Here is a 24,440-nt window from a genome sequence, read left to right on the forward strand (position 1 = left end):
GGCGCTCCGGACCGAATCCTCTGCGACAGCGTAAATTTCTGAAAACAGAAGATTGGAACTCGAATGAGATACGCCTTTGCCGCAATTGCAATTCTGGCCGCGACGCCCGCCGCCGCCAGCGACCCCGTGCTCGACGAAGCCGTCGAGTTTACAGCGCAGATTTTCCATCTCGATACCGGCGTTCCAGGGCTTGTCATAGCCGCCGTCCGTAATGGCGAGAGTGCTGTGTTCGGTTTCGGGGAGATCGAAAAGGGCAGCGGTCAGGCGCCGGATGGCGACACGCTGATCGGCGTCGGATCGCTGACGAAAAGCTTCACGGGACTTTCTCTTGCGGCGCTCGTCGCGGACGGGACCGTTTCGCTGACTGATCCCGTCGGCCCGCATGCCGGCGTCGTCGATGCGCTTCCCGAAAAGGACGGACGGCAAATTCGGCTGATCGATCTTGCCACGCATGCAAGCGGTCTGCCGCGCGAGCTTGTCGATGTCGAGGGCGTCGAAAAGTACAGCGATGCGTCCTTCGCGGCCAATCTTTCCGAAAATCCCCTGCTGTTTGCGCCGGGTAACGGCATTGCCTATTCAAATGTGGGCTTTGACGTGCTCGCAATGACCCTTTCCGGCATTGCCGGCGAAGCCTATCCGGATCTGCTCAAAGCCAAGGTCCTCGACCGGATCGGCCTGACCGCGACAAGCTATGATCGTCCCCAGGGCGAGAACTTCATGACTGGCTATGACTGGAACGGCAACGAGATGGATCCCGGCGATCCGATCGAAAACCGGGACGGCGCATCGGGCCTCTACACCACGGCCAACGATATAGTGCAGTATCTGCGATGGAACCTTGATCGCTTCGATGCGGACGACGCCGAAGTCCGCGCCATCAGCCACGCCGCGTGGCTGATGCGGGATGGCCTCGATCCGGTTATCGGCATGGATGAATCGGGCCATATGGACGCCATGGGGCTTGGATGGGTGATCATGATGCCGGAAGGTGATCGCCCGCTCATCATCCAGAAGGCCGGTGGCACCAATGGCGTGTTCAGCTACGTTGCCTTTGCGCCTTCGCGCGACGTCGGCGTGTTCATCGCCATCAATCAGTTCAATTTCTCGGCGGCCACGCAGATGGCCCAGCTCGTCAACAATCTCGTCGCAAGACTCGCGCCGCGCTGATCGCGGCAAGCCGGCAAGACCCGTCAGGCTGAAGCCTGGCGGGCCTCGCTTTCCACCGGAAACAGATGCGCCTTGTCCGGATCGAAGACCAGCGTGATTTCGCTGCCGGTCGCAAGCGGGCGATCTTCCGCAAGAGCCGCGACAATGCGCCCGCCGCGGGTCAGTTCGACATTGATCACGGTTTCGGTGCCGAGCCGTTCCACCAGCGTGACCTTGCCGTGCAACCCGCCCGCCGTGCCGCTTTCCACGACATCGAGATATTGCGGACGGAGACCCAGCCGGGCGGTCTTGCGGCCGGCGAAATCGAAGCGGCTCGTCTTCAGCGTGACCGGATCGAGCGCCTCTGATTTGACGGTGATGCCCCGTCCGGTGTTTTCGACGATATCGACATCCATGAAATTCATCGAGGGCGAACCGATGAAGCCGGCGACGAACAGGTTGGCGGGCTCGTGGTAAAGCTCCATCGGCGTGCCGACCTGCTGGACCACGCCATCCTTCAGCACCACGATCCGGTCGGCGAGCGTCATCGCCTCGACCTGGTCGTGGGTCACGTAGATCATGGTGGCGTCGAGCTGGTTGTGAAGCTTGCCGATCTCCATGCGCATATCCATCCGGAGCGCCGCGTCGAGATTGGAGAGCGGCTCGTCGAACAGGAAGACCGCCGGATTGCGCACGATGGCTCGGCCGATCGCCACCCGTTGACGCTGGCCGCCGGAAAGCTGTGAGGGGCGGCGGTCGAGCAGGTGCTCCATCTGCAGGATGCGCGCGGCACGGCTCACCGCCTCTTCCTTCTCCTTCTTCGGCACGCCGGCGATCGTCAGCCCGAAGGCGACGTTTTCGCGCACCGACATATGCGGGAAGATCGCATAGGTCTGGAACACCATGGCGATGCCGCGTTCCTTCGGCTGCAGGTCGTTCACCTTCCTGCCGCCGATCTCCAGCGTGCCGTCGGTGATATCTTCAAGCCCGGCGATCATCCTCAGAAGGGTCGACTTGCCGCAGCCGGAAGGCCCGACGAAAACCACGAACTCGCCGTCCTTGATATCGAGATCGACGCCCTTGATGACCTCGACCTTGCCATAGGATTTGCGGACCGATTTGAGTGCCAGATCTGCCATTGTTTTCCTCCCTCAGCCCTTCACGCCCGTTGACGCGATCGATGCGATGAATGCGCGTTGCAGCACCAGATAGAACACCAGCACCGGCACGGTGATCATCGAAAGATAGGCCATGACCTCGCCCCAGGGCACGTTGAGCTGGAAGAAATAGCCGAGCCCGACCATGATCGGCCGGTGGGCCTCGTCCTGCACCACGATCAGCGGCCAGAGATATTGTTCATTGTACATTTTCAACGCCTTCAGGATGGCGGCGGTGGCGATCACCGGGCCGGAAAGCGGCATCACCACCCGGCGGTAGATCTGCCACCATGATGCGCCCTCGGCGCGCGCGGCCTCGATCAGCTCGCGCGGCAGGTCCTTGAAATACTGCACGAACAGGAAGATCGTCAGCGCATCGGCGATCCATGGGATGATCTGGACGCGGTAGGTGTTGAGCCAGCCCCAGGAAAACCCGTCGAGGCCGATCCAGGGCAGGCGCGAGACGAACAGAAGCAGCGGGATCGCAATGGTCTCGAACGGTATGATCAGCGTGGCGAGCACGATCGACAGCACCACCGCATTGCCGCGCCACCGCACGAAGGTGAACGAGAACGCGCCGAGCGAGCACAGGAAAAGCGAGGCGAGCACGGTGATCGTCGTCACCATGACGGAGTTGAACACGAACAGGCCGATCGGCGCGCGCCGGAAGGCGCCGGCATAATTCTCGAGGCTGATATCGCCGACCGGCAGAAAGGCGCGCAGCGAGGATGTGTCGTTCAGAAGCTGGTTGTCGGGCTTCAGCGACGACATCACCATGAACAGGAGCGGCAGCAGGAACACCAGCGCCACCAGCAACAGGACCAGATAGCGGACGGCGAGCCTGAGGCCATGATTGTCGTTGGAGATAGCGGCCATGGCTCAGTTCCTTTCCCGCGTGAAATAGCGCTGCGCCAGCGAGATCGCGAGCACCAGCACGAACAGCACCACGGAGATGGTGGAGCCGCCGGAAATATCCTGTCGCCCATAGCCGCGCTCGACGGCCTGGAACACCAGCGTCTGGGTGGAATCCAGCGGCCCGCCCTTGGTCATCACGTCGATCTGGGCGAACACGGCGAAGGCCTGCATGGTGATCACCACCAGCACCAGCACGGCGGTGTTGCGCAGCCCCGGCCAGGTGACGTAGCGGAAGGTCTGCCATTTCGACGAGCCCTCGATGGCGGCGGCCTCGTAGAGCGTGGGCGGTATGGTCTGCAGCCCGGCGAGCCAGATCACCATGTGGAAGCCGACCGCCTGCCAGATCGACATGGCGATGATCGAGCCGAGCGCGGTATGGGTGTTGCCGAGCCAGTCCACCGGCTGGAACAGGCCGAAGGTCAGGCCGGATAATAGCGCGTTCAAAAGCCCGTCATTGCCGTCATAGATGAACCGCCAGAGCAGCGACACGACCACGATCGATACCACGACCGGCATGAAGAACACCGCCCGAAACACATTGACGCCGCGTAATCGCTGGTTGATCAGAAGCGCGAGCCCCAGCGCCAGCCCCGCCTGCACGGGCGCGGTGACCGCCACGAAGATCAGCGTGTTGACCAGCGCCCGCATGAACACCACGTCGCGCGCCACCACCACATAGGCGGTGTCGCCGGCATGGACGCGGAACCATTCGCGCATGCCGCGATATTGCGGATAGTCGTCGGAGCGGGTGAGGGAGCGCACCCGGGGATATTCGAGATTGCCGTCCTTGTCGCGTGCAAGCGTTCCGTCGTCGGCGGTTTCCGGTTCTAGCTTGATGACATTGAGGCCGAGGAGATCGCGATAGTTCTCCGCGCCGACATAGCGGGTGGCATTGGGCGATATCAGCCGCTGGTCGGTGAGCGAAAACGCGATTGCCAGAAAGAACGGAAGGATGATGAACAGGCCGATGAGCAGGATCGAAGGCGCGGCAAACGCCCACCCCGCCCCGTTGTTTTCCGTCAGTTTCCGGCTCATGTGTCTGTCCTGTCCTATGTCGAGGAGGCGGCGGGCCGGCGGGACTGCCTCTCCTCAAAAGCCGCGCGTTTTGATCGAACGATGCCTTGCCACGATTCAATCTCCCCCCTTGAGGGGGAGATGCCCGGCAGGGCAGAGAGGGGTGAACCCTTTCCGAGAGCACGACGTCAGCGGCTTATGCCCATTACCCCTCTCTGTCGCTTTCGCGACATCTCCCCCTCAAGGGGGGAGATTAGGGGCGCATCACGCCTCCGCTAATCCTTCCCCTCGAGGAAAAGGGGCAGGCCGAAGCCGGCCCGTTGCCCCTTAGCCGTTGTGGCCGTAGCCCTGGTTGCGGTCGATGTCGGTGTCGATCTCGTCGACCGCGCCGTCGAGCGTGTCGGCGACATCCGCGCCGTTGGCGATATCGGCGATCGCCTTCTGGAACACGCTGGTCTCCACCACATAGCCGGGCGTGACCGGGCGCAGCGAGCCCTGCGCATCCGACAGGCCGTAGAACACGGCGAGCGGCGCGCCCTCCTTGTAGAAGTCCGACATGTCGGCGGCGGCCTGGGTAGCCGGCACGAGGCCGATGCCGTTGGAGAAATCGGCAAGATACTGGTCCTGCAACGCGAACTCGATGAACGCCGCCGCGCCCTCGGGATGTTCGGAAGACGCCGAAATGCCGAGCTGCCAGCTCGCCGCGCCGATCTTCGGGCCCTCGCCGAAATCGGGCGCGGGCAGGAACACCACGTCATCGAAGGCGTCGAGCTTGGCGCGCGCCGTCCAGTTTCCGTTCCAGTCGATGGCGTATTCGCCGTTGATGAAGCCGTTCTGGTGGTCGGCCGGGTCCTGGCTCGGGCCGGGCGCGAGGCCGCGCTCGAACAGCGACTGCCACCATTCGCCGAATGCGATCGCCGCCTCGCCGTTCAGCACGCCCTCGGCGCTCTGGTAGTCGGAGCGGTCGACGAGGTCGCCGCCGAAGGATTGCAGGAAGGGCAGGAAGGCATAGGTGTACCACTCGCCCGCATCCGCCATGCCGAGGTTCAGCGGATATTCGAAATCGCCGCTCTCCTTCAGCTTGACGAGGATGTCATCGAACTCCTCCGCCGTCCACGGCTCTTCCAGCGTCGGCTTGCGGATGTCGTATTTGTCGAGATAGGACTGGCGGGTCATCATCGCGAGCGCCGCGTCCCAAAGGCCGACGGAATAGATCTGGCCGTCCCATTCGCCGATCGCGCCGGGCAGGAAGCCGTCGAGCTTGGCCTTGTCGATGGGAAGCGGCTGCATGTAGCCGGACCATGCCCAGTTCGGCATGATCGGGCCGTCAACGTCGATGATATCCGGCAGGTTGCCAGCGAGAGCGGCCGCCGTCACGGAATCATTGTAGGAATCCTCGGGGAAGCTTTCGAGCACCACCTCCCAGTCATCCTGGCTGTCGTTGAAGTCGGAAACGATGCTTTTCAGAATACTCGATTCCGTCTCGTTGCCGGCGCCGTGATACCACATCGTCAGTTCCGTGGCGGCATAACCGGTCGCGGGCAGCGCCGTGGTCGCCATCAGCGAGGCCAGGATGAAAGCTGTCTTCTGCATGTTATCTCCTCCGATAAACTGCGCTCAGGCGGAATTGCCTGGAAGGCGCGGCGGTGTGGCCACCGCAGTGAACGGTCTTCGGGAGGGCATGCCGCGCAAGCGGCGGGCGGGACTGTTCCCCGGCCAAGGCCGGGGACCCACGAGGGAAGAGGTGGCGGGGGCCTTCCGGCGCACAGACGAACGATAAACCGTTCCGCGCGCGCAGGTTGTCATGACACCCTCCCCGTGCCAGGACAAAGCCACACCGCCAGTGTCCTGCCAGAGGCAGGACACATCTGATGGTTAACGGTTTACTAACACGAAAGTTCCCCCGGGCTCAACCGGCGGACGCAAACACTTTCGAACCTGGTCTTTCGTCTACCGCCGCGAATGCCGGCCGCTACTTGAAGCCCATGACGCGGTGGGGAATGTAGGGCGCCTCAAGCCGGGCGATCTCGTCGTCAGTCAGGGAGATTTCCAGCGCGCCCGCAGCATCGTCCAGGTGGTGCGGCTTCGAGGCGCCGATGATCGGCGCGGAAACGACCTTCTTCGACAGCACCCAGGCAAGCGCCACCTGGGCCATCGGCACGCCGCGCGCCGCGGCGATGGCCTCCACGGCTTCGACCACCTTGCGGTCGGCATCTGCGGTTTCGGCAAACAGGGTCTTGCCGAATTCATCGGTTTCGGTGCGGTTGGTTGCGGTGTCGAAGGGCCGGGTCAGGCGGCCGCGCGCCATCGGGCTCCACGGAATGACGCCGATGCCTTCGGCTTCGCACAGCGGCAGCATCTCGCGCTCTTCCTCGCGGTAGAGCAGGTTGACGTAGTTCTGCATGGTCACGAATTTCGTCCAGCCATTGGCCTTCTGGGTGGCGAGCATGGTGGCGAACTGCCAGGCATGCATGGAGGAGGCGCCGATATAGCGCGCCTTGCCGGCCTTCACCACATCGTGGAGCGCTTCCAGCGTCTCCTCGATCGGCACGTCGTAGTCGAAGCGGTGGATCTGGTAGAGGTCGACATAATCGGTGCCGAGCCGGCGCAGCGAATTGTCGATTTCCTGCATGATGGCCTTGCGTGAAAGGCCCGCGCCGTTGGGGCCCTCATGCATGCGGTTCATCACCTTGGTGGCGAGCACGATCTCCTCGCGCCGGGCGAAGTCCTTCAACGCGCGGCCGACGATCTCCTCAGACGTGCCGGCGGAATAGACATTGGCCGTGTCGAAGAAGTTGATCCCGTCTTCCACCGCCTTGCGGATGAAGGGCCGGCTTTCCTCCTCGCCGAGCGACCACGGATGGCTGCCCTTGTCGGGCGCGCCATAGGTCATGCAGCCAAGGCAAAGGCGGGAAACATCGAGGCCGGTGCGGCCGAGCTTGACGTATTTCATAGGTGGTTCCCCCGGTTTTCGTCAGATTTGACGATATCTTCGCCGCCGGCAAGACGAAACTGCAGCCGGCGGCGCTTTGGCATTTTCAATGCCGCGGATCAGGCCGCCTTGGCGAAGGCCTTCTTGCCTTCGGCATCGAGGGCTGCGAACTCCTCATCGGACAGCGTGATATTGGCCGCGGCGACATTCTCTTCCAGATGCTTGACCTTGGAAGTGCCGGGGATCGGCAGCATGACCGGGCTGCGCTTCAGCACCCAGGCAAGCGCGATCTGGCTCGGCGCCGCGTCGTGCTTTCTGGCGATCTCATCCAGCAGCGAGCCCGGGTTGGCGAGGTCGCCGGCGGCCAGCGGGAACCAAGGAATGAAGCCGATATTGTTTGCCGCACAGTAATCCAGGACGTCTTCGCTGGTGCGGTCAACAAGGTTGTAGCGGTTCTGAACGGTGGCGACGGGGAACACCTTGTTTGCAGCCTCGATTTCGGCGACCGACACCTCGGATAGCCCGGCATGGGCGATCAGGCCCTCATCGAGAAACTCCTTGATCGCGCCGAACTGCTCGTCGGCCGGCACCTTGTCGTCGATACGGTGAAGCTGCCACAGGTCGATCTGCTCGACCCCCAGATTGCGCAGGCTCTTGTGAACCTGCTGGCGCAGATATTCCGGCCGTCCGACCGGGATCCAGACATTGGGTCCGGTGCGGGTCAGCCCGCCCTTGGTGGCGATCCTCACCTCGTTGTAGGGATGGAGCGCGTCCTTGATCAGCCACTCGGAAATGTCGGGGCCGTAGCTGTCGGCGGTGTCGATGAAGTCGACGCCCAGCTCCGGCAGGCGCTTCAGCGTGGCCAGCGCGCCCTCGCGATCGTCAGGCTCGCCCCAGATGCCCTTGCCGGTGATCCGCATGGCGCCATAGCCGAGGCGGTTGACCTTCAGCTTGCCGCCGATCGAAAATGTGCCGGCCTTGTCGGCGATTTTGTCAACCATTGTTGTCTCCGTGATGGAATGCGCGGGCCGAACGGCCTCGGCGCGGAAAAATATCGATTGCTGAACTGACGTGGGTCGGCGGCGACGGGATTTCAAGACGAAGGGTCGCCGCAGCCAGGCCGCGTCGTCGCCTCGCGGTCCATGCCGTTACCGCTCATTGCCGAAATACTGCTGCGCCAGGTTGCGCACCACGCCGTCTTCCTGCAGCGCCAGAAGGCGCACCGTGATCGGCTGGATCAGCGTGTCCTGGCCATAGGGCAGGGCGAAGCCGAATTTGTCGGGCGCGAAGATGCGGCCGACGACATCGAGACCGAGCCCAGGGTTCTGGGCCTTGTAATATTCCAGCACCGGCGCGTCGCCGACGATCGCGTCGATCTCGGCGCCGCGCAGCGCCGCGACGGCGTCGTCCATGCCGGTATAGGTGATGAAATCGACGCCGTTGCGGCGCATCCGGTTTTCGGCGGTCGAGCCCCGGAACACCCCGACGGTGCGGCCCGGCAGGTCATCCGGCCCGGTAATGCTGCCGGTGATCGCGATGCTGGTCATCACGCTGGTGACCGATGAGGTGATGTAGGCAACGACGGCAATGCCGATAATCAGCCAGAAGGCCGAGAAGATCTTGCCGTACCACCCGAAAAGCTTGGCCCGGCCCGGAAGCGTGCCCCTGGTGACAACCAGCATGACAGAATAGAAGCTTTCGGCTATGCCGTCGCGCCAGCGCCTCGTAAAGTTCTTGTCGAAGTGCCGGTCGAACAGCGTCAGCCCGATCGTGCCGATCGCGATGAACACGAGCAGCCAGGCATAGTAGCGCAGGTAGCCGGCTTCGGCGAGACCGTTCCAGACATTCACAAGGGAAGATGTGGTCCGGTTATCAATCATGATGCGCAGACCGGAATCGAACCAGGGCTGGGTGAAATCGACCAGTTCCGCGCGCTCCTCGGTAATCGAGATCGCGCCGACCGCCACATCGACCTCTCTCGCCGCCGTCGCCGCGAGCAGGTCGGCCACGGTTTCATATTCGACATAGGTCGGATCGATGTTGAAGCCTTTCTCGATCTCCCGCCAGAGTTCGCTCGCCATGCCCGTGATGGTGCCGTCGTCCTGCCTGGTAATGAACGGCGGCAGCACGCGGTAGCCGACCCTGATCTGCAGCGGTTCGCCGGTCTGCTGGCTGAAGGAGGGAATGGCCGATCCGCACACTGCGACAAACAACACTGAAAAAAGAAGGCCCCAACGGTAGAGTTTCAGGCATTGGCTTGCTTTTGACATCTGTCGGGCGGTCCTTTCGGTTATCCCCTGTAGATCAGGAGAAGGAAGGCGACGAAGAGCAGGAAATGCACCGCGCCCTGCAACAGGTTGGTGCGCCCGCTGGAAAAGGTGACGATGCTGACGACGAGGATCAGCACGAGAAGCAGCGCGTCCGTCGGCGCGAGGCCGAGCTGCAGGTTGAGGCCGAGCGCGCTGGAAACCGCGAGCATGATCGGAACGGTCAGTCCGATCGTGGCGAGCACCGATCCGAGGAATATATTCACGGAGGATTGCAGCCGCTTGTTCAGCGCGGCCCTGACCCCGCCGATGCCTTCCGGCGTGGTGACCAGGATGGCCATCAGCACCCCGCCGATGACGCCGGGCGCGCCGCGGGTCTCGATGATATAGTCGATCGGCTTGGCGAGCTGCTCGACCAGATAGACCACCGGCACGATGTAGCAGAATAACAGGATGACGCTCAGCCAGAGCGGCCCCGAAGGCTTTTTGTGCTCTTCGGTGGGGGCCCCGTCTTCTTCCGGCTGGGCGAAATAGCCGCGATGCCGCCCGGTCTGCATCATCAGGAAAATCAGATAGAGCCCCGCCGCCATCAGGCCGAGCATCACCTTTTGCAGATCGCTCAGGGTTGGCCCTTCGGTGGAGCGGGTGAAGTTGGGCAGGATCAGGCTGAACACGGCGAGCGGAATGATCACGCCCAGATAGGCATTGGCGCCCTGCAGGTTGAAGGTCAGCTCACGATGGCGCAGCGCGCCGAGCAGCAGCGAAATGCCGAGCATGCCGCCCATGATGATCATCACCACCGAAAACAGCGTGTCGCGCACCAAGGCGGGGTTGTTCTCGCCATTCAGCATCACCGCGGTGATGCTCAGCACCTCGATGCCGGTGATCGACAGCGTCAGCACCAGCGTGCCGAAGGGCTCACCCAGCCGCTCGGAGATCACCTCGGCGTGACGCACGACGCCGACGGCGGAGGCGAGGATCACGGAAAAAAGCCATGCGAGCAGAAAGGTCAGCTTCACCGGGTGACCCATGTCGTGAAACAGCCTGTCTTCAAACAGGAAAGCGATAATGCTGGTGACAACGGCAATGCCGAGAACGCGTTCGCGTTTGACGAAAGCGAGAAACGAGGGCGACCCTGCGGCTCCGGGCGCGCTATGCTCGCTGGTCAAGGGCATGCCTCCTGATATCGGACGTTTCCGTCGCCTTGGACTGGTTATTCGATTGCCATGTTATCGCCATCTTTTCAACTGCCGGATGGTGTTGCGCATCCCGACCGCGCCATGGAAAAGGGCGCGAGGGGTTCGCCTGACCGGATATGCGTCGACAATGGAGGCCCGGATCAGGTCCGGGCACGACACGCGCGGCAAGGTGGAGCGGGCATGAAGCGCCGTCGCTCCGGCTCTCGCCTGAAGGCTTCTAGTATTCCCTCTCGTAGAAGACCCCGCCGGAGGCCTCGCCCCTGGAGCCCGCCGCGCCCTTGAGAATGAAATTGCGGCCGATGTCGATATTGATGCTCGCCCTTGTGCCGGTGTCGCGGCTCTGTTCGATCTCGAGATAGGTGTTGCTGTTCAAGTATTTTCCGACGCTGACGGCGGTGTTGCCGGTGGAGTCCGTCGTCAGGTCGAGATTGTCGACGCCGAGCACGTCGCGGATCGAGCCGAACAGCGACTGATCGGTCCCGCCGGTCAACTGAATGACCGCATCGGCGAGCTGGGCGATCTGAAGCGCCGAGAGCTGGGAGGAGGACTGGTTGAACAGCAGTTGCGCCAGGATCTCGTCATCGGGCAGCGCCGGCGTCGAGCTCAGCTTCACCTGCGGGTCGTTGGCCACGCCTTCAAGCGCGATAGTGATCGCGGTGGAGCCGGCATTGGTGTTGGCCCTCAGATCGATCATCGGGATCAGCGCGCCGCCGAAGGTGATCCGCCCCTGGGTGAAATCAAGCCTGCGGTTGAGGATCGAAAGCCGGCCGCGGATCAGGTCGAAACCGCCGCTGACGACCGGGTTCTGGGTCGTGCCGGTGATCCGCACATTGCCGCCGAGCTCGGCATCGACGCCGCGGCCGCGCACGAAAATCGCGTTGGGGGCCGAAATGGTGAGGTCCAGCGCCATCGTGGTGCGCGCTTCGCTGGCCTGAGGCGGAGAAAGCTCCTCCGCCTGCCTGAGCACGGCCTTCGATGCGTCCTGATGCACGATGTCGATCTGCGATATCGACGCTGGCATCCGGTCGGGAATGACGATTGCCGTGCGGGCAAGCGTCAGCCGGCCGGCAAGGGTCGGCTGGGTCAGGATCGGCCCTTCCAGCGTCAATGTGCCGTTTGCCGTGGTCGTCAGCAATCGTCCGTCATTGATGACCGCATTGTCGGCAACGAGCTTCAGCGATGCGGGAAAGCCGCCGGTAAGGCCGACGCTGCCGCTGATCGTCAGCGTGCCGCCGGCGGCAAGCCTGCCGGTGATGCCGTCGATCTGCACCCGGTCCCCGGAAAGGGAGACGCGCCCGCCGATATCGTTGAGCGAAATGCCGCGCCTGATGTCGGTCAGCGCGCTGATGGCGAGGTCGACGCCGCCGGAATAGCTCGGGCTCGTCAGCGTGCCGCCCACCGTCATGTTGACATCGGCATTGCCGGAAATGGCGAAACCGGAATTGGCGGCAAGTGCTGCGGCGATCTGCATCGGCAAGCGACCATTGATCGACAGGTTCAGCGGCCTGTTGCCGGTAAGCCCGACCGAGCCGGTGGCGCGCGCATTGATGCCCTGCGCATTGGTGATCGTGGTGTCGGTCGTCACCTGGCTGCCGTCATAGCGGCCGGTGGTGGTGACGTTGAACGGCTGTCCGCCGAGCGCGCTCGTCTGGGCCAGATTGCCGTTGTCGAGGCGGAGATTGTAATCGGCCGTGGGGCTGGCCGTCGTGCCGCCCGCCGTCACCGTGCCCGAAATCGTGCCGCTGGCGCCGAGCGAGGGGACGAACTGGTTGGCGATCGCGGCGGAAACGCCGTTGATATTGGCCGTCAGGTTCAATCGGTCGCCGACGCTGCCGTTCACGGCAACCGTGCCGCCGCCGATCCCGAGTCTCAGGCTTTGGATATTGGTCGTGCCATTCGCGATGGTGATCCGCCCGGGCTCGACCAGCCGGAGGCCGAGGCCCATCGGCGAGCCTTCGAGCCGCCTGAGGTCGATCGTCAGCGTATCTCCGCGGTTCACGGCCGCTTCCAGCGATACCGGTTGCCCGTCATAGCGAGCCGCGAGGTCGAAATTCGTCGTGGTGTCCTGGTTGCTGGCGGTAAGCGTGATGTCGGTGACGGTCTGTCCGGCCACGGCAACGGAACCGAGTGTGATCTTGCCGCTCGCCTTCAGCGCCGCGACATCGGCAACCGTCATGTCGGCGTCGAGATTTCTTGCGGTTATGCCGTTGGTGGTGATGCTATCGCTTCTGGCGTCGATCGACAGACCCAGCCTGTCATTGGCGTTGTCGAGCTCGACGCGGCCGGAGATCGCGCCCTCGGCCTTCTGGCCGGCAAGGCCTGCGAGCAGCTTCAGGTCCGGGAAATCGAAGCTGATGCCGCCGGCGGGTTGAAACTTGCTGTTGAGGATGATGTCGCCGGAAAGCGTGTTGTTGCCCACCGCGCCATCAATGCCCGCGATCTCGATCTGGCCGTCATTGGAGGTGACGTTTGCCGACAGTGAAAGCGGCGCGCCGGCATAGCTGCCCTTGGCGGTAAGCGCGCCGGAGGGTGCCGACATGTCCGCCTTGCCCTTGATCGTCGCCACAAAGTTCTTGAGCGTCTCGCCGGTGATGTCGAGACTGTCGGCTCTCACCGTGGCGTCGATTTCGGGCGCGGTCAGGTCGCCGCCGATCGTGGCGTCAAGCACGGCCGAGCCCTTGACCTGCGGCGCGAGCCGTCCGAGTTCGGCGACCGTCGCCTTCAGCGTCGCGTCGATCGTCCCCCCGGTGATGCGGACATCGCCGCCGGCGGTCAGCAGCCCGTTCTCGACCTCGAGATTGGAGAGCGCCGCGGCGCCGGACGCGGTCGAGAGGAAGAAATCGCTCTCGATCCGGGTCATGTCGTCGATCAGACCGGCGGCCGCATCGGGAAGCGCGTCGGCCAGCACGAAGAGCTTAGCGTGGCCGGTCGCGTCCTGCGACCCAAGATCATAATCGACATTGGCCGTGGCGCCGATGCTGCCGCTTTCAAGCGCGATATCGTCGAGCTTCACGCTTCCCTGCGCGAGCGTCACCCGCGTCTTGAGCGAAAGCGGGGCCTCGATCATCCGGTCGAGGCTTTCGTCGCTGAATGCAAGGCTTTCAACCGTAAGCCCGGCATTGAAAGCGCCGGTGCGGGTTTCAAGGTTGAAGCCCTTGCCGTTTGCCGCCAGCGAAACGCCGCTTGTCGAGACTTGAGGCAGGGAGAGCTGCGAGAGCGTGACCGAAGCCGAGAGGTCCGCGCTTTCGGCCGCGCCGTGCAGGCTGACGCTGGCGTTCTCCAGGGAGAGCGACAGCGTGCCGTCGTCGCCCATCGCCATGGAAAACGGCACGGAACCGTCATTGACGCCGTCAAGCGTGACGTCGAGATCGTTTTCACCCTTCGGATCATAGGCGCCCGAAGCGTTCAGAACGAAGCTGCCGGTCTCGACCCGGCCCTTGCCGATCGCGATCCGCCCGCCGGGATAAAGCGTTGCCTGAACGTCGATGCCGGTCTGGCCTTCGACCAAAGACTGGAATTCCGGCGGCGTCAGCGCGGCGAATTCGCCCTGGCCGGTGACGGTGACCGTGCGCTCGTCCTTGTCGTTCAACTGGTGGCGGATGTCGATCTCGCCGAGTTTCTCGCCGGAGAGTGCGGCCGTCAGCCGTCCCTTCCAGTCCGAAAGCGGGCCATCGCCATCAATCGCGATGTTGAGCGCCGGCGTGCCGGGCAGCTTCAGCAAGGTCGCGACCATGCCGCCTTCCGGCTCGTTCACCTCGGCAGTGATATCGAGGAGGTTCTCTTTCGGCGCATAGTCGATATCGGCCTTTACATAAGTGCCGGCGCGGGCGCGATGTTCGATGTCGAGCGCGGTCGAAATCCGGTCGGTCACGGCGCTCACATGGCCGGAGGCGGAAAGCGGATAGGCCTCGCCGGCCACGGCTTCGGCGATGTCGATCTCAGGGAAATCGAATTTTTCGATATCGATGCCGATCGGCAGCGAAAACCCGCCGCTCGACTGCGCCTTCTCCGGCGCAGGCTTGCCCGGAACGGGGAGACGGGAAAGCGAAACCGTGCGCGCCGACAGGTTTTCTGCGGCAAAGCGTCCCCTGAACAGCGCCATTGGCGACCAGTCGAGCGCGATGCCCTCGACCGTGGCATAGGGACCCTTGATATCGGAGACGGTGACGCTGTCGACGGTGAAATTGCCGGTCAGCGGCGCGCTGACGCGACCCACATGAACGGCGAAATCCGGGGAGGCGATCCGTTTGGTGATCTGGCGGACGGCGAAATTCGCGCCGGCATCGGTATAGCCGATCAGGATGACGGCGGCGGCGACAATCACGATCACCACAGCCAAAAGGCCCGCAATCACCTGAATCAGTCGTTTGAAGAATACCGCCATGAAACTCCTCGGGCGCAATTTTCCTTAAGCATTTAGAGCGATTTGCGCGTTTTTCCAATCATGCCATGAAAGGCATGAATGCATCGTCAATTGCAAGGAGGTGACTAAAAACTCTGTCCGATACCGGCATAGATGCCGTAATGGTCGCCATCGGGGTAGCGGTTGAGCGGAACGGCAACGTCGAGGCGGATCGGGCCGAAACCGGTCAGATAGCGAACGCCGATGCCGGCGCCGGCGCGGATATCGGAGAAGTCGGGGAATTGGTCGGCGGAGACGTCGGCTGCGTCGATGAACGGCACGACCTGGATATTCTCGGTCACGCCGATGCGGGCCTCCAGCGTCGCCTCGACATAGGAGCGGCCGCCGGTTTCCTCGCCATTGGCAAGCCGTGGCGAGATCGACTTGTAGGCATAGCCGCGCACGCTGCCGCCGCCGCCGGCATAGAACCGGTCGTTTGCGGGAATGTCCTTGAGGTCGCCGCCGCCGACGATGGTGCCGGCCCCGACGCGGGCTGCAAGCGTAAACCGATCATCCTCGCCCGCCGAGAAATAGGTGGAGCCGACGGCATCGAAGGACGAGAAGAAATTGCCGCCCAGGAAATCATAGGAAGGCTCTGCCGTGGTAATCAGGTAGATGCCCTCGGTCGGGTTCAGCGGGTCGTTTCTCGTGTCGCGGTCGAAGCCGATCGGCGCGGAGAAGGTCAGGTAATCCTCGGTGCCGAAGGCGTCCTTGATGTGGGAATAGTCGAGCGTCAGGCCGGCGCTGATCGTGTTGTACTCGTTCTGCTCATAGGTGTAGTTGACGCTGCCGGCGACGGATTTCGCATTATAGGCGTCCGGGTTCTCCGTGGCGGTGATGATGCTGGCGGTGAACATGCCGGACGGATGGAACAGGCCGGGCTTGGTGAAGGTGATGCCGCCGGCGAGATCGAGCGAGTTGACGCCGTAATCGTCCGACGCGCCGATCCGCGACACGCCGGCTTCAAGCCGCAGCCCCTCGGCCTGGCCGAACAGGTTGCGGTGGCCCCAATAGCCTTCCAGCCCCAGGCCGTCGATCGAGGATACGGTCGCGCCGAAGCCGTAATAGCGGAACTTGCCGTCGCGCACGGTGATGGTCGTCGGCAACTGGCCGTCATCGTCCAGCGCGCTCGCGGTGGTGATCGTCACCGAATCGAACGTGTTCAGCGAGCGCAGCCGGTTGGCGGCGGCGGTGAGTTGCTCGGGCGAATACTGCTCGCCGGGTTTCAGCCGCGAATAGCGCCGGATGAAATCGGGCTCGACGGCTTCGGAGCCTTTCACCGCGATCTGCCCCAGATCCGCGACCGGACCGTCATCGGCGCGGATGTCGACATCGACCGTGGAATTGGCGTGATCGGCGATCACCTCGCGCCGGGTGATGGTCGCGAACGGGTGGCCCTGGTCCTTGAGCTCGGTGGTGATCTCGCGCGCGGCCGCGAGGATGGTGGTCGAATAGGCCGGTTTTCCGGCCACTAGATCGAGCTTTGCAGGGTTGAAGCTTGCCGGCGCGCCCTCGAGATTGACCCGAGCGAAGGTGAACATCGGACCCGCCTCGATGGACACGTTGACGGGGACCGGATCCTCGCGTCCGAAATTGGGCAGACCGACGATATCCTCGATCGACTGTCCGTTTACGGTGATATTCACCAGACCGCCATAATAGGCCTTCTCGAACAGCGAGCCGACGAGAATCTGCAGGTCGTCGCGCGCCTTCACCAGCACGCCGAGATCACCGTCAACGGGCTGGCGCTCGTCGCTGACCAGCGCCGAGCGGTTGCGCAGGAAGCTTTCCAGCTCGCTGTCGCCGCCGGTCACGCTGAAGGTGACGGTGTAGTGAACGGGGTCCTGGATGGAGGAGGTATCAACCTCCTCCTCGCCCCAGAGATGGATTCCGAACAGGCTGAACGCCTGCGCCTCGCCGCCGGCGGCGAAGATCGCAACGGATATCGCCGGCAGCAGCCTGAGCGCGCGGGATATTCCTGAACTTTGCCGTTTTGAACGGGGTACCATCTTCAACTCGAACCGGATCGTGAAAAATTACATATGCGATAAAATATTAGCAGGTTTCCAAATGCATAGCCCAAGAAAACCGAAAACCCGGCAACAGCATTAACCGTTGGTTACGGTCGCTGTATGTCGGGTCTGGTTTTGCCGTGGACAATCGCCGCAATTGACGCGCCCTGGCGGGGCCGCCCCCTTTTTGAGGCGGCGGCCCTATCTCTTAGCGGTAGCCGGGCGGGCAATCGTCGGTGTATTCGCGGCCGTAGCGGTCACGATAGTAGCACTTGCCGGGCTGGTTCTCGACGGCCCGGCCGACGAGAGCGCCAGCGCCTGCGCCGATGGCGCCGCCCAGAAGCGCGCCGCCGAGGCCGCCGCCGTCAATCGCCGTGCCGACCAGGGCGCCGGTGCCGGCGCCGATGGCCGCACCTTCCTGGGTGGGCGTGCAGGCCGTTGCCGCAAGCGAAGCAACGCCGATCACAATTCCTGCAAAAAACTTTTTCATGATTCCCTCATCACCTTTTGCGCTTTGGTCCCGCCGCGATCCGACCGCTCCATTGTCCCGGAGCAGATCGCTGCCGTCCCTCACATGCAGCCTGCGGCCGCTCTTCCAACACATACCCGAATAGCGATCCGGCGAAAAGCAAAAAGGTCTTCCGCCGGCCTATTACGCCTTAGGTGAATGCTTAATGTCCGGGGGAAAGATATGTTCCAAATTTCCGAAAAATCCGAATCTGTGCGGCAAATTGACCCTGATCAAGTTTTGCCGAGGCGGTTGCGCGTAGGTAAAGTTTGGAATAATTCAAACTAAGGGCTGATTGTCGCAGGACAGGAAACAGGCCGCGATGCGGGTTGACGGGGAGCGATCTTCGTCGAAACTTGTCAAGAACAACAAGGCCGGTGGTGGAGCATCTGGGTAATGGATTTCGAAGCATTCTTCAAAAACGAGCTGGCGGAACTGCATGATGAGGGCCGCTACCGCGTTTTCGCCGAACTGAAGCGTCATCGCGGCGAATTCCCGCGCGCCTCCCGGTTCAAGGATGGCGCGGCCTCCAACGTCACCGTCTGGTGTTCCAATGATTATCTCGGCATGGGCCAGTGTCCCACCGTGATCGCCGCCATGCAGGAGGCGATCGAGACTTGCGGGGCAGGGGCCGGCGGCACACGCAATATTTCCGGCACCAATTACTACCACGTCCAGCTTGAGCAGGAACTGGCCGACCTCCACCACAAGGAAGCAGCCCTGATCTTCACCTCCGGCTATGTTTCCAACTGGGCGACGCTCGGCACGCTGGGCGAAAAAATTCCAGGCCTGATCATCTTCTCCGACGCGCTCAACCACGCCTCGATGATCGAGGGCATTCGCCACGGCAAGTCGGCGCGGGCGATCTTCCGCCACAACGACCTCAACGATCTCGAGGCCAAGCTGAAGGCCGCCGATCCGGCGGCGCCAAAGATGATCGCGTTCGAATCGGTCTATTCGATGGACGGCGATATCGCGCCGATCAAGGAAATCTGCGATCTCGCCGACAAATACGGCGCGATGACCTATCTGGACGAAGTCCATGCCGTCGGCATGTATGGCCCGCGCGGCGGCGGCGTTGCCGAGCGCGAGGGGCTGATGGACCGGATCACGATCATCGAGGGTACGCTCGGCAAGGCCTTCGGCGTTATGGGCGGCTATATCACCGGCTCGAAGGCGCTGGTCGATTTCATCCGCTCGTTTGCTTCCGGTTTCATCTTCACCACCGCGTTGCCGCCGGCGCTTGCCGCCGGCGCTGTCGCCTCGATCCGCCACCTCAAGGTCAGCCAGATCGAGCGAACCCGCCATCGCGAACGGGTGGAGACGCTGCGCGCGAAGCTTGACCGCCAGGGCATTCCGCACATGCCCAATCCAAGCCATATCGTGCCGGTGATGGTGGGCGACGCCTCCAAGTGCAAGTGGATTTCGGACATCCTGCTCGATGATTTCGGCGTCTATGTCCAGCCGATCAACTATCCGACCGTGCCGCGCAAGACCGAGCGCCTGCGCTTCACGCCGACCCCGCTGCACACCGATGCCGACATGGATCACCTGGTTTCAGCGCTGCATTCGCTGTGGTCGCAATGCGCGCTCGCGCGCGCCGTCGCCTGATGGCGACAGCCCCCGCGCCGGGACGATTTTTTCAGAAGCGGGCGGAACACGGCCCGCTTTTTTCTTGAAGTTTGCGGCCTCCGGCGTACTGCTTTGGCAAAACCATTGCGGAGACCTTCGTCATGTCAGTTGAAAAACGTGTAAACGCGGCCATCGACAAGGCCATCGGTGAAAAGCGCATCGTCGGCACAGTCGTCATGATTGCGCGCGGGGACGAACTTGTCTTTTCCCGCGCCGCCGGTCTCGCCGATCGCGAAAGCGGCCATCCTGTCGCCGCTGATACGATTTTCCGCCTTGCCTCCGTCACCAAGCCGATTGTCGCGACGACGGCTCTGGTCATGATGGAGAAGGGGTTGCTCTCTCTTGAGGACAGGGTGAGCGATTATCTGCCATGGTTTCACCCAACCGGGCCGGATGGCGCGCTGGCGGATATCCGGCTTCATCATCTCCTCACCCATACGGCCGGACTGGATTATACCGGCGGCGCCGGGCAACTGCCGCCCGGCGAAACGGTGAATACGGGCCTGACCGATACCGATCTCACCTTCGAGCAGAATTTTTCCAGGCTGAACCATTTTCCGCTCGCCTTTGCACCCGGAACGGCATGGGCCTATTCCGTGGCGATCGACATTCTCGGCGCGGTGCTGTCTTCTGTCGCCGGCGCCGAACTGGAAGCCGTGGTCCGGCAACATGTCGCCGACCCGCTCGGCATGGACGACACGCGGTTTTCCGTCACCGACCAGCAGCGGCTGGCAACGCCCTATGGCGATGGCGCGCCCGAGCCGGAGCGCATGGGCACGCGCCATACGGTGCGCGACGCGGACGGCATCGCCTATACATTCGAGCCGTCGCGCATCTTCAATCCCCGCGCCTATCAGTCGGGCGGCGCCGGCATGGCGGGCACGGCCGGCGATTTCCTGAAGCTGCTGCAGGACCTTGTCAGCCCGAACGGTCTTTTGACGCCTCAGACCGTCAGGGCGGCGCTTTCCACACAGACCGGGGCTCTGGCGGTGCGGCCGGGCAAGACATTCGGCTATGTCGGCTCGGTGGTCGTCAATCCGGCTGAAACCGGAACGGCCTTGCCGGAAGGGGTCGTGACCTGGGGCGGGGTTTACGGCAATTGCTGGGCTCTGGACCCGGCAAGCGGCACGGCGGCCGTCATCATGACGAACACCGCTGTCGAAGGATGCAACGGCGCCTTCCCCGAAGAAATATGGCGGGCGCTTTTTAACGCCTGAGCAGGCTGGCGGCGCGCCGTCGCGCTTCGCTGTCGGCCTGATAGACGTCATCGATCGTCGTCGCGGCGGGGAGATTGTCCATCTCCGCCATCACGCCTTCCGTGATTTCGGCCATCTCCAGAAAGCCGCAGCGGCCTTCGATGAAGGCTTCGAGCGAGACTTCCTTGGCGCCGTTCAGCACCGCGCCCTGCAGCCCGCCGCGCGCCATGGCAAGCCGGGCAAGCCTGAGCGCCGGAAAACGGGTCTCGTCGGGGGCTTCGAAATCGAGCCGTGCAAGCTTGGCGAAATCCAGCCTTTCCACCGAAAGCGGGCGGCGGTCGGGATAGGCGAGCGCATAGCCGATGGCGGTGCGCATGTCGGGCGCGCCGAGCTGAGCAAGGATCGAGCCATCGGCATAACCAACCATGGAATGGATGATCGATTGTGGGTGGACCACCACCTCCACCTGTTCCGGCGCAAGGTCGAACAGATGCTGCGCCTCGATCATTTCCAGCGCCTTGTTGAACATCGAGGCGCTGTCGATCGAGATTTTCAGGCCCATCGACCAGTTGGGATGGGCGCGCGCGGTGGCCGCGTCGACATGGCGCATTTCTTCCAGCGACATCTGGCGGAACGGGCCGCCGGACGCGGTGATGATCACCCGGTCGAGCGCGCGGCGCTGGTTTTCTTCGAATACCTGGAAGATCGCGGAATGCTCGCTGTCGACCGGGATCAGCATGCCGCCGCCGCGTTTCACCGCGTCTATGAACAGCGGACCGGCGGAAACCAGGCATTCCTTGTTGGCAAGCGCGATATCAGCGCCGGCGGCAGCCGCCTTCAGCGTCGGGGCGAGCCCGGCCGTGCCGACGATCGCCGCCATCACGATGTCATTGTTGCGGTTGGCCGCCTCGTCGAGGCCGCTGGCGCCTGAAGCGGCTTCGATGCCGGTGCCGGAAAGCGCTCGCTTCAGGTCGTCATAGCGGCTTTCATCGGCGGTGACGGCCATGGCGGCGCCATGCTCGATTGCGAGACGCGCAAGGGCTGCGACATTGGAATTGCCGGTCACCGCAGTGATCTCGAAGGCGTCTTTGCCGCCGAGCTGGGCGATGACATCGAGCGTGTTGATACCGATGGAGCCGGTCGCGCCGAAGATTGCGATGCGTCGCGTCTGCATGTTTCCGCCTGTGGTTCCTGTCCGTCAGGCTCTAGCGGGTTTTTCGGGCGGACAACAGGGGGCGGGTCGATATTCCCTTGCTTTGTGGCGCGGGTGGCCGGCCCGCCGCAAGGCACTGGAAAAAACGGACCCGAGGCTTTATCAAAGTTCGGGGCCGCTTGCGGTGACCGAGAGACGAGGAACGAGGGAGTGCGAGATGGCCGAGAGTATCAAGCGCGTTGGCGTGATCGGGGCCGGGGCCATGGGCTGCGGCGTCGCTCATGTTTCGGCGATCGCCGGCTACGACGTTCACCTGATCGACATTGGAAAGCAGCAGATCGAGCGTGGGCTCGCCACCATCAACGGCAATCTGGCGCGTCAGGTCACATCCGGCAAGCTTTCCGATGACGACCGCAAGAAGGCGCTGAAGCTGATCACCGCCTCCACCGATCTCCAGGACCTTGCCTCCGCCGATATCGTGATCGAGGCGATCACCGAGGATGAGGCGGAAAAGCGCGCGCTTTACGCCAGGCTCTGCCCGATCCTGAAGCCGGAAACCCTGCTTGCCAGCAATACCTCGTCATTCTCGATCACCCGGCTTGCCGCCGCCACCGACCGGCCCGAGCGGTTCATGGGCGTGCATTTCATGAACCCCGTGCCGGTGATGGAGCTTGTGGAACTGGTGCGCGGCATCGCCACCGACGAGGCAACCTTCGAAACCGCACGGGAGTTCGTGCGCGCGCTCGGCAAGACGCCGACCGTTTCGGAGGATTTCCCGGCCTTCATCGTCAACCGCATCCTGCTGCCGATGATCAACGAGGCGATCTATGTTCTTTATGAGGGCGTCGGAACCGTCGACCACATCGATACCGCGATGAAGCTCGGCGCCCGCCACCCGATGGGGCCGCTGGAGCTTGCCGATTTCATCGGTCTCGATACCTGCCTTTCGGGCATGCAGATGCTGCATGAAGGCCTGGCGGACAACAAATATCGTCCGTGCCCGCTGCTGGTGAAATATGTCGATGCCGGCTGGCTCGGCCGCAAATCCGGCCGCGGGTTCTACGATTATCGCGGCGAGGATCCGGTGCCGACGCGGTAAGCCGTCAGTTGCAGCAACTGCCCGAGGAAAGTTCCTCCAGGATCGGGCAGTCCGGCCGGTGGTCGCCATGGCAATGATCAGCGAGGTGCTGGAGGGCCGCCTTCAGGCCGGCGAGGCGTGCGAGCTTCTCATCGATCTCGGCGATCTTGGCCGTCGCCAGCGCCTTCACCTCGGCGCTTTCGCGGGCGTCGTCGTCATAGAGCGATAGCAGCAGCCGGCATTCCTCGACGGAAAAGCCGAGATCGCGGGAGCGGTGAATGAAATTCAGCCGGTGGACATGGTTGGCGGAATAATCGCGATAGCCATTCTCGGCCCGGTCTGCGACAACGAGGCCGATTTCCTCGTAATAGCGGATGGTCTTGGGCGGCAGTCCCGACTGTTTCGCAGCCTGTCCGATGTTCATGGCCAATTTCTCCGATCATCTGTTCAGCAGATGTGATGCCTGCTTCAAAAATCTTCAAGTCCGTGGCCGTTGTCTCGCCGCCTGTCTTCGTGCGACGGTGATGAACCTTCAAGAAACGGAGTTCGCATGAAGATCACCGGTGGATGCTATTGCGGCAAGGTCCGCTTCGAAGCCGAAATCGATCCGGATGCCGTGGTGATCTGCCATTGCACCGATTGTCAGCGCCTGAGCGGCTCGCCCTATCGCACCACCGTTCTCGTCCCCCGTGCCGATGTCGAGATCACGTCCGGCGTAACCCGCAGCTATTGGAAAATGGCCGAGAGCGGACGCAAACGCGAGCAGTTTTTCTGCGAAGACTGCGGCTCGCCACTGTTTACCGGCGGCGAAGGCGCAGATGAAGACGATTGGGGGATCCGCTGGGGCATGATCGACCAGCGCGCTGCGCTGCCGCCGAAGCGGCAGATCTGGTGTCGCTCGGCGGTTCCCTGGCTTGACGAGGTCACCGCGCTGCCGGGCGAAGCTACCGAATAGGCTTCAATCCTGCGACAGCGCCATACGCAGCATCGCCGCGAGGTCTTCGTCGCCGCTGCCGTTCTCCAGGCAGGCCTTGAAGCTGGCAAGGGCGGCGTCGATCGCCGGCGTATCGACATCGTAGCTGTCGGCGACGCTGGCAAACAACGTGGCGTCCTTCATCGCGCCGCGCACGGGAAAACCCACGCTCCTGTCATGGCCGCGAATACGCGGGGCGCGGGCCTTCAGCGCGGGCGTTCCGCCGGGGCTGGTCATCAGCATATCGAGCATCTTGTCGAGGCTGAGGCCGGCGCGTTTGCCGGTCATCAGCGCCTCGCGCAGCACTTCCCAATAACCGCACAGCACCATGTTGTTGACGATCTTAGCCGCCGCGCCGGTGCCGAGCGGGCCGGTGTGGTGAATGCGATCGGAGAGCGTATCGGCAACCGGCAGGAAGCGTTCGAAATCGGCATCCGCGCCGCCGATATAGAGCCCTGCCTTGCCGGAAATCACAAGTTCGGGGCCGCCGGAGACCGGCGCGTCGATGGCGCTGCCGCCCTTGGCCTTGATGCCCGCCGAATAGCGCTTCAGCAAAGCGGGGCTGACGGTCGAGGTCTCGACCACCAGCTTGCCGGGAAGCGAGGTGGTCAGCAGCGCTTCGAGCACCGCCTCCACCGCCGCATCGTCGATCAGCGAGGTGAGGATGATATCGGCCTTGCGGGCAAGCGTTGCCGGGTTCAGCGCGACCTCGGCATGGGTCTCGGAGGCAAGCTCCATCGACACGCCGCCGCGCGACCACACCACCAGCGGAAAACCGTAGGCCGAGAGCCGACGCGCCATGGCGGTGCCCATGCGGCCCATGCCGCAAATGCCGATCGTCTCCTTGTCCGCCATG

The 24,440-nt window shown here is 63.1% G+C and carries 19 protein-coding genes; 5 read left to right on the top strand and 14 right to left on the bottom strand.

What is annotated here, in order from left to right:
* Positions 1 to 63 precede the first annotated feature (63 nt).
* The gene (gene ampH, locus Mame_RS05130) at positions 64 to 1,167 is read left to right on the top strand and encodes a D-alanyl-D-alanine-carboxypeptidase/endopeptidase AmpH (protein ID WP_018064820.1); all 1,104 of its coding nucleotides are present in this window, start codon (positions 64 to 66) and stop codon (positions 1,165 to 1,167) included.
* A 23-nt stretch (positions 1,168 to 1,190) separates the two neighbouring features.
* Here the strand turns inward: ampH and Mame_RS05135 are convergent, their stop codons facing one another.
* The 11 genes from Mame_RS05135 to Mame_RS05185 all read right to left on the bottom strand — a co-directional run bounded on the left by Mame_RS05135 (position 1,191) and on the right by Mame_RS05185 (position 17,534).
* Positions 1,191 to 2,285: an ABC transporter ATP-binding protein gene (locus Mame_RS05135; RefSeq protein ID WP_018064819.1), complete on the bottom strand. Its 1,095-nt coding sequence runs from the start codon at positions 2,283 to 2,285 to the stop codon at positions 1,191 to 1,193.
* 12 nt (positions 2,286 to 2,297) lie between these two features.
* On the bottom strand, positions 2,298 to 3,179 hold the full coding sequence (locus Mame_RS05140) for a carbohydrate ABC transporter permease (protein WP_018064818.1): 882 nt from the start codon (positions 3,177 to 3,179) through the stop codon (positions 2,298 to 2,300).
* 3 nt (positions 3,180 to 3,182) lie between these two features.
* Positions 3,183 to 4,253, bottom strand: a complete 1,071-nt coding sequence (locus tag Mame_RS05145) for a carbohydrate ABC transporter permease (protein ID WP_018064817.1) — start codon at positions 4,251 to 4,253, stop codon at positions 3,183 to 3,185.
* A 306-nt stretch (positions 4,254 to 4,559) separates the two neighbouring features.
* Positions 4,560 to 5,825, bottom strand: a complete 1,266-nt coding sequence (locus Mame_RS05150; protein WP_018064816.1) for an ABC transporter substrate-binding protein — start codon at positions 5,823 to 5,825, stop codon at positions 4,560 to 4,562.
* Between the two features lie 379 nt (positions 5,826 to 6,204).
* Positions 6,205 to 7,185, bottom strand: a complete 981-nt coding sequence (locus Mame_RS05155) for an aldo/keto reductase (protein ID WP_018064815.1) — start codon at positions 7,183 to 7,185, stop codon at positions 6,205 to 6,207.
* Positions 7,186 to 7,283: 98 nt separating this feature from the next.
* Positions 7,284 to 8,165: an aldo/keto reductase gene (locus Mame_RS05160; RefSeq protein WP_018064814.1), complete on the bottom strand. Its 882-nt coding sequence runs from the start codon at positions 8,163 to 8,165 to the stop codon at positions 7,284 to 7,286.
* A gap of 147 nt (positions 8,166 to 8,312) precedes the next feature.
* Positions 8,313 to 9,434: a transporter substrate-binding domain-containing protein gene (locus Mame_RS05165; RefSeq protein WP_026173478.1), complete on the bottom strand. Its 1,122-nt coding sequence runs from the start codon at positions 9,432 to 9,434 to the stop codon at positions 8,313 to 8,315.
* Positions 9,435 to 9,454: 20 nt separating this feature from the next.
* Complete coding sequence (locus tag Mame_RS05170; RefSeq protein WP_018064812.1) at positions 9,455 to 10,606, bottom strand: calcium:cation antiporter; 1,152 nt, start codon at positions 10,604 to 10,606, stop codon at positions 9,455 to 9,457.
* Positions 10,607 to 10,847: 241 nt separating this feature from the next.
* Positions 10,848 to 15,014 carry a translocation/assembly module TamB domain-containing protein gene (locus Mame_RS05175; protein ID WP_018064811.1) on the bottom strand — a complete coding sequence of 1,389 codons (4,167 nt, stop codon included), beginning with the start codon at positions 15,012 to 15,014 and terminating at the stop codon, positions 10,848 to 10,850.
* A 104-nt stretch (positions 15,015 to 15,118) separates the two neighbouring features.
* On the bottom strand, positions 15,119 to 17,047 hold the full coding sequence (locus Mame_RS05180) for an autotransporter assembly complex protein TamA (protein ID WP_018064810.1): 1,929 nt from the start codon (positions 17,045 to 17,047) through the stop codon (positions 15,119 to 15,121).
* A gap of 205 nt (positions 17,048 to 17,252) precedes the next feature.
* A complete protein-coding gene (locus Mame_RS05185; protein WP_026173475.1) occupies positions 17,253 to 17,534 on the bottom strand; it encodes a glycine zipper domain-containing protein in 282 nt (93 codons plus the stop codon).
* Positions 17,535 to 17,948: 414 nt separating this feature from the next.
* Between Mame_RS05185 and hemA the strand changes: the two genes are divergently transcribed.
* Entirely contained in the window at positions 17,949 to 19,163 is a 1,215-nt protein-coding gene (gene hemA, locus Mame_RS05190) for a 5-aminolevulinate synthase (protein ID WP_018064808.1), read from the top strand.
* A 122-nt stretch (positions 19,164 to 19,285) separates the two neighbouring features.
* Positions 19,286 to 20,401, top strand: a complete 1,116-nt coding sequence (locus Mame_RS05195) for a serine hydrolase domain-containing protein (RefSeq protein ID WP_018064807.1) — start codon at positions 19,286 to 19,288, stop codon at positions 20,399 to 20,401.
* Here the strand turns inward: Mame_RS05195 and dxr are convergent.
* Positions 20,391 to 21,554 carry a 1-deoxy-D-xylulose-5-phosphate reductoisomerase gene (gene dxr / locus Mame_RS05200; protein WP_018064806.1) on the bottom strand — a complete coding sequence of 388 codons (1,164 nt, stop codon included), beginning with the start codon at positions 21,552 to 21,554 and terminating at the stop codon, positions 20,391 to 20,393. The genes Mame_RS05195 and dxr overlap by 11 nt on opposite strands.
* A gap of 196 nt (positions 21,555 to 21,750) precedes the next feature.
* On the opposite strand from dxr, the gene Mame_RS05205 reads away from it, so the two are divergent.
* Positions 21,751 to 22,632, top strand: a complete 882-nt coding sequence (locus Mame_RS05205) for a 3-hydroxybutyryl-CoA dehydrogenase (RefSeq protein WP_018064805.1) — start codon at positions 21,751 to 21,753, stop codon at positions 22,630 to 22,632.
* A gap of 4 nt (positions 22,633 to 22,636) precedes the next feature.
* Here the strand turns inward: Mame_RS05205 and cueR are convergent, their stop codons facing one another.
* On the bottom strand, positions 22,637 to 23,035 hold the full coding sequence (cueR, locus tag Mame_RS05210) for a Cu(I)-responsive transcriptional regulator (RefSeq protein ID WP_018064804.1): 399 nt from the start codon (positions 23,033 to 23,035) through the stop codon (positions 22,637 to 22,639).
* Between the two features lie 126 nt (positions 23,036 to 23,161).
* Here cueR and Mame_RS05215 point away from each other — a divergent pair, with 126 nt between their 5' ends.
* On the top strand, positions 23,162 to 23,566 hold the full coding sequence (locus tag Mame_RS05215; RefSeq protein WP_018064803.1) for a GFA family protein: 405 nt from the start codon (positions 23,162 to 23,164) through the stop codon (positions 23,564 to 23,566).
* Between the two features lie 3 nt (positions 23,567 to 23,569).
* On the opposite strand, the gene Mame_RS05220 is transcribed toward Mame_RS05215, so the two are convergent.
* Positions 23,570 to 24,439, bottom strand: a complete 870-nt coding sequence (locus tag Mame_RS05220) for an NAD(P)-dependent oxidoreductase (RefSeq protein WP_018064802.1) — start codon at positions 24,437 to 24,439, stop codon at positions 23,570 to 23,572.
* Between the last annotated feature and the right edge of the window lies 1 nt (position 24,440).

It is taken from the genome of Martelella mediterranea DSM 17316, from assembly GCF_002043005.1.
Taxonomy (GTDB): Bacteria; Pseudomonadota; Alphaproteobacteria; order Rhizobiales; family Rhizobiaceae; genus Martelella; species Martelella mediterranea.